Below are 5,416 nucleotides of genomic sequence, written 5' to 3' on the forward strand. Positions count from 1 at the left end.
ATTATAAATTTTATCAATTAAAAAGACTAGTAAAAGCCTATATAGCAAGTAATATTCCCATATTGAACCAAAAAACTAATGAGACGGCCTCAGTTGTAAAAAATTTAATAAATTTTGTAGGGGTTTAGTGAGTGTGCTTCGTCTATTATGGTGAAGTGATTGGAAAACAGGAGGAAATTATGATAACAATAAAAAACTTAAGCCATGACTTTGTAATTGGAAAAAAAGGGAGACAAACGATCATTCCGGTACTTAGAGATATTTCTTTTAGTGTCGAGAAGGGTGAAATCGTCACTATTGTTGGCAGAAGCGGGTCCGGAAAATCGACGCTCCTTAACTTAGTTAGTGGTTTTATTCATCCGAAAGAGGGTGAAATATGGATTAGCGGAGAAAAAGTTTCAAATCTAAATGAATCGAATTTTGCTGACTTTCGGATCAATCATCTAGGATTTATTTTTCAAAGCTTTCAATTGATTCCGAGCATGACTGCTTTTCAAAATGTTGAATTGCCGTTGATATTAAAAGGTGTAAATGAAAAGGAAAGAAAAGTGCAAACCGAAGCGATGCTGCAAAAAGTGGGATTGCTAGATTACCAGGATCATTATCCTGGAGAGCTGTCAGGCGGGCAGCAGCAGCGGGTAAGTATCGCCCGGGCCTTAATTGTGAATCCCCCGATTATTCTTGCCGATGAACCAACGGGCAGTCTTGATAGTGAAACTGAAGATGAGTTATTACTATTTATTAAGGAATTGAATAGGGATTTAGGAATTACGTTTTTAATTATCACCCATGATGATAAGGTAGCTGAGATTGGTAACCGTAAAATAGAATTAAAAGATGGACGCATTGTCGAGGAGGTGTTGGTATGAAGCTAAGAGACCAATTTCGCTTCGTCCGCCAGAATATGAAGAAAAATAGAACAAGAGTATTTATGACGATTCTTGCAACCGCAATGGGTTGTGCCTTCTTAATTGTGCTCGCCTCTGTAGGGTTTGGTTTACAGAAATCAGTGGTAAAGGAAATTACCGAACGGAGGGTCATTACCCAAATTGATGTTCATGGTAAGGAAACAAAAGATGAAGGGGTATATCGCCCTTTAACTGATAAAGATGTGAAATTGTTTGAAAAGATAAATGATGTAAAAGCAGTGACAAGAAGGAAAATGTTACAGCAAGAAAGCATCTATTCAATTGGGAATTATCAAGTAGGAACGCAAACCTTTGTGGCAAATTTCCCAGCAGAAATTAAAGCAGGGTTCGAATTATCGGAGGGCCGTCTGCCGAATGGGAAAAACGAAGTGGCCGTCGGTTATAATTTCTTAACTAATCTAGCTGACAAGGATGCGGGGGATGAACTGTATGATGAAAAGGGACTGATTAAAGCTGAGTATCTTTATAAAGGAGAATTACTTGGAAAAGAAATAAACTTAACCGTAAAGCAGTTTAAAGAAGGTAAACAAGTAGAAAAAACGATCCCATTAAAGGTGGTGGGAATCTCTAAAAAGCCAACAAAAGAATGGGCACAGGATAGTAGTGTCTTTATTTCCGATGAGATGTTAACTGAAATTGAGAGGTTTACAGGGACACCCAAAGGATTCATGTTGGATATAAACACAAAAGAGGTACCAGACGATCTTTTAAACAATAAAAATATGTATGATGAAGTAAAGATTTATGCAAAAAACATGGAATCGGTCCAAAGTATATCTGACCAATTAAAAGAAAAGAATTATGCAACATATTCGGTTGTCAATGAACTAAAAGAGGTCAATATGGTATTTATGATTGCAAAGGCAGGTTTGATCTTTATTGGGACAATCGCGATACTGATTGCGTCCATTGGAATTTATAATACGATGACGATGGCAGTGACTGAGCGGGCTCCTGATATTGGGATTATGAAAGCAATTGGTGCAAATCCGAAAACCATTAAACGAATTTTTCTGCTAGAAAGTAGTTATATTGGGCTAATCGGTGCCCTTATTGGTACGATCGTTTCTTATGGGATTAGCTATACGGTTAATTTTGCGATTCCATTAATTATCAAACAGGCTTTTGGCCAAGAGACGGATTTAGACCTAATTTTTAGTGATATTCCGATTGTTTTACCGATTATCTGTGTTGTGATTTGTTACGCTGTAACTATCATTTCAGGATTACGCCCAGCACAGCGGGCAACAAAGGTTGATGTCTTAAAAGCTATGAGAAGAGAAGTGTAATGGGTAAAAGATAAAACCCATGATACTAGCGGACAACCATTTCCTCGTCCAAGCATATGTTAATAGAAAGATTGTTTAACAACAATGGAGGGGGATGGGGAGATGATTAACTGGAAAGTCCGATTAAGAAACAAGAACTGGGTAATCGCATTTGTATCTCAAATTATGATTGTGGCCCAGATGCTGCTAGCGTGTTTAAATTCGTTTGGAATCATTGATTTTCAACTCACTGATGCAATCCAGAATGGTGTATTAACTTTTGTAAATGCCGTCTTTGTTTTGTTGTCGTTGTTAGGAATAATACAGGATCCAACCACAAAGGGTTATAAGGATAGTGAACGAGCGTTAACCTACAAAGATCCAAACTAAATTATAGTCAGTTCCAAACGGAACTGGCTTTTCCTGTTAGAACAGTAAGAAAATTCTTTACAATAGCCACACAAATTGTTTTACTAGATATGGACTAAAAAATTTGTGAGAGGCAGTACATATAAATGGCAAAAATAAAAAGCTATATCGGACAATTTCACCCGATCGTATGGGTTTTATTAATTGGAACCGTTCTATCAAGAGGCGCTTCTTTTATGACGCTTCCATTCCTAGCTATCTACCTATCTAGGCATATGGATCTGTCGCCAATTGTCATTGGCTTAACCGTTGGGATGAGTCCATTAATGGCAACAGTTGGCGGTTTTATTGGCGGTCATTTATCAGATCGGTTTGGGCGAAAACCTGTTATGCTTATCTCTTTGTTTACGGTCGCATTTGTTTATTATGGGTTTACGATGGCAACTGGTGAGGGATGGTTTATCCTTCTAAATGCATTAAACGGACTGTGCAATTCATTTTTTGAACCAACCGCTCAAGCCTTAATGGCTGATTTAACCGATAAGGAAAAGCGGATGAAGGTATATTCCTTACGATATACTGCCATGAATATTGGGGCATCAGTAGGTCCACTGGTTGGAGCCTATTTAGCCAGTACATCAGCGAAGTTATCGTTTGCAATAACTGGAACCACTTATTTATTGTATGCAATGGTGCTGGTGATCCTGATGAAGAGGCTAGTCTTAACTCAGCCCGGACAAAGCAAAAAGGGTGTCTCCTTTGGTGATGCATTTAAAATTATTAGAACTGATAAAGCATTAAGGTATCTAATCATTGGTATCATTTTAGTCAACATGGGCTATGTTCAAATTGATTCCAACTTGCCGCAAATACTTGAAGGTTCAGTCGAAAATGGCATTGTCATTTTTTCAACACTGATCACGATAAATGCGGTGATGGTTGTTTTCCTGCAAATGCCCATTAGTCATGTTGCTGAGAAGTTCCGATTAATGCAGGTAATGGTTATTGGTGCTGTATTTATGGCAGCAGGATTAGTTGCCTTCAGTTTTGTAAACGGCTGGGTAATAGCCATTCTGGCAATTGTGTTCCTAACAATAGGTGAAATTTTAATTTTTCCATCCAACAGCATGATGATTGATCAATTGGCACCCGAACATTTGCGAGGTACGTATTTCGGGGCAGCACAATTTCGGAAAATTGGAAATTTTTTAGGGCCAATTATTGGCGGCTTTCTACTTAGTCAGTTTCATGGCCAGATCATGTTTTGGGTACTTACGATCACAACCTTGGGTAGTGTGGTTTTCTTCTTATCAGGAAATAAATTTTATAGTATTAACGAAAAAAATCCAAACCTTGAAAAAACAATTTGATAAAATGCCTCTGGATACGAAACCAGAGGCATCATCTTTATCTTAGAATATCTTCAATTCTTGCCAGAGTTTCATCGTTCAGCTTAACACCAGACGCTTTCACGTTTTCTTCCAATTGCTCGGGACGGCTTGCACCGACAAGTGCACTGGCTACATTTTTTTGCCGCAAGATCCAAGCAAGGGCAAGATTAGCGAGGGAAAGTTCATTGTCTTGGGCAACCTCTTTTAAAAGTTCTACTTTATCAAGGTTCTCATCCGTTAACAAGCCAAAAAGATTGCTGTATTTTTCCTGTGAAGCCCGGCTCCCTGTTGGAGCTTGTTGGCCTTTTATATATTTTCCAGTTAGTACACCCTGGGCAAGCGGGGACCAGACAACCTGGCCAATTCCATGCTTTTCACTTACAGGTAATACTTCTTTTTCAATATAACGCTGCAGCATGCTGTATTGCGGCTGATTGACTACTATGCGGTCAAGCAGCTTTTTATCGGCAAGATGAACAGCTTCGGAAATTTGTTCAGCCGTCCACTCACTTACGCCAACATATAGGACTTTGCCTTGACGGACTAAATCATCGAGTGCACGTAAAGTTTCGTCGAGCGGTGTTTGGGGGTCATAACGGTGGCAATAATATATGTCTACATAATCAGTGTTAAGACGTTTAAGACTAGCATGGCATTGTTCGATTACATGCTTACGGGATAATCCTTTATCATTCGGACCATCACCCATTGGCCAAAATACTTTAGTAGCCAATACATAAGAATCACGTACATATTTATTCAGAGCCTTACCTACTACGATTTCAGCCTCTCCACGCATATAAACATTGGCAGTATCAAAAAAGTTGACCCCTAATTCGTAGGCTTTATCGATTGAAGCAGCAGCATTTTGTTCCTCTACATAGCCTCCGTATGTAAGCCAGCTTCCTAAGCTTATTTCACTTACTTTTAAGCCAGTGTTTCCTAAGCGACGATATTCCATATAATAAATTCCCTCCTAAAAAATTTCGTTACTCAAAATAAAAATACAACAAAATTTACCTAAAAGTCCACAATTTAGTGAGTTTTTGCTAAAATAAGAATATCCAGATAGTTCCATGGGAACTGCGCATGATTTTGATCGTACTTTCCAGAGGTTTTTCGAATATGATTATTCATCTGTTGAAAAGGAGTCCTTAAAATGTGGTTTTGGATCATTATTGCGGCACTATTGTTCGTCCTATTACTCGTAGTTGAGGAATTTTTCTATTATTTTTGGAATCGTTATGTATATGGGCCAAATATAAAAGGGGAAAGGAGATGGTTGAGCAGACTAGTATTAGGTACAATTGTATTAATCAAAAGGTTGTTCCATAGAAGAGAAAAAGAATTACCAAAAACGAAGTCAGATAAGGGCCTTCCATTATAGGGGAGGCTCTTATATTTTTTATGATAGGAAAGTATACGTTTTGAACTTAGATTATTGTCTAGCTCCAGCGCC

General features: G+C 38.3%; 6 protein-coding genes. 5 read left to right on the forward strand and 1 reads right to left on the reverse strand.

Annotated features, from left to right (window positions below):
- Positions 1-179: 179 nt before the first annotated feature.
- From V7659_RS10210 to V7659_RS10225, 4 genes are all read left to right on the forward strand, one after another.
- Complete coding sequence (locus tag V7659_RS10210; protein WP_335539865.1) at positions 180-869, forward strand: ABC transporter ATP-binding protein; 690 nt, start codon at positions 180-182, stop codon at positions 867-869.
- Positions 866-2,218, forward strand: coding sequence for an ABC transporter permease (locus V7659_RS10215; protein WP_335539867.1), 1,353 nt, complete (start codon positions 866-868; stop codon positions 2,216-2,218). Before V7659_RS10210 ends, V7659_RS10215 begins: the two co-directional genes overlap by 4 nt.
- Positions 2,219-2,320: 102 nt before the next feature.
- The gene (locus tag V7659_RS10220; RefSeq protein ID WP_335539869.1) at positions 2,321-2,587 is read left to right on the forward strand and encodes a phage holin; all 267 of its coding nucleotides are present in this window, start codon (positions 2,321-2,323) and stop codon (positions 2,585-2,587) included.
- Positions 2,588-2,712: 125 nt separating this feature from the next.
- Positions 2,713-3,936 carry an MDR family MFS transporter gene (locus tag V7659_RS10225; protein ID WP_335539870.1) on the forward strand — a complete coding sequence of 408 codons (1,224 nt, stop codon included), beginning with the start codon at positions 2,713-2,715 and terminating at the stop codon, positions 3,934-3,936.
- 37 nt (positions 3,937-3,973) lie between these two features.
- On the opposite strand, the gene V7659_RS10230 is transcribed toward V7659_RS10225, so the two are convergent.
- Positions 3,974-4,918 (reverse strand): aldo/keto reductase family protein, encoded by a 945-nt coding sequence (locus tag V7659_RS10230; protein ID WP_335539872.1) that lies wholly within the window; start codon positions 4,916-4,918, stop codon positions 3,974-3,976.
- 198 nt (positions 4,919-5,116) lie between these two features.
- Between V7659_RS10230 and V7659_RS10235 the strand changes: the two genes are divergently transcribed.
- The gene (locus tag V7659_RS10235; protein WP_335539874.1) at positions 5,117-5,344 is read left to right on the forward strand and encodes a hypothetical protein; all 228 of its coding nucleotides are present in this window, start codon (positions 5,117-5,119) and stop codon (positions 5,342-5,344) included.
- The last annotated feature ends 72 nt before the right edge of the window (positions 5,345-5,416 follow it).

Source organism: Neobacillus drentensis (assembly GCF_036966985.1).
Classification (GTDB): Bacteria; Bacillota; Bacilli; order Bacillales; family Cytobacillaceae; genus Neobacillus; species Neobacillus drentensis_E.

Excerpts from the sequence above, each read along its gene's own strand:
- V7659_RS10210 (WP_335539865.1), top strand. The coding sequence starts at position 180 with ATGATAACAATAAAAAACTTAAGCCATGACTTTGTAATTGGAAAAAAA.
- V7659_RS10215 (WP_335539867.1), top strand. The coding sequence starts at position 866 with ATGAAGCTAAGAGACCAATTTCGCTTCGTCCGCCAGAATATGAAGAAA.
- V7659_RS10220 (WP_335539869.1), top strand. The coding sequence starts at position 2,321 with ATGATTAACTGGAAAGTCCGATTAAGAAACAAGAACTGGGTAATCGCA.
- V7659_RS10225 (WP_335539870.1), top strand. The coding sequence starts at position 2,713 with ATGGCAAAAATAAAAAGCTATATCGGACAATTTCACCCGATCGTATGG.
- V7659_RS10230 (WP_335539872.1), bottom strand. The coding sequence starts at position 4,918 with ATGGAATATCGTCGCTTAGGAAACACTGGCTTAAAAGTAAGTGAAATA.
- V7659_RS10235 (WP_335539874.1), top strand. The coding sequence starts at position 5,117 with ATGTGGTTTTGGATCATTATTGCGGCACTATTGTTCGTCCTATTACTC.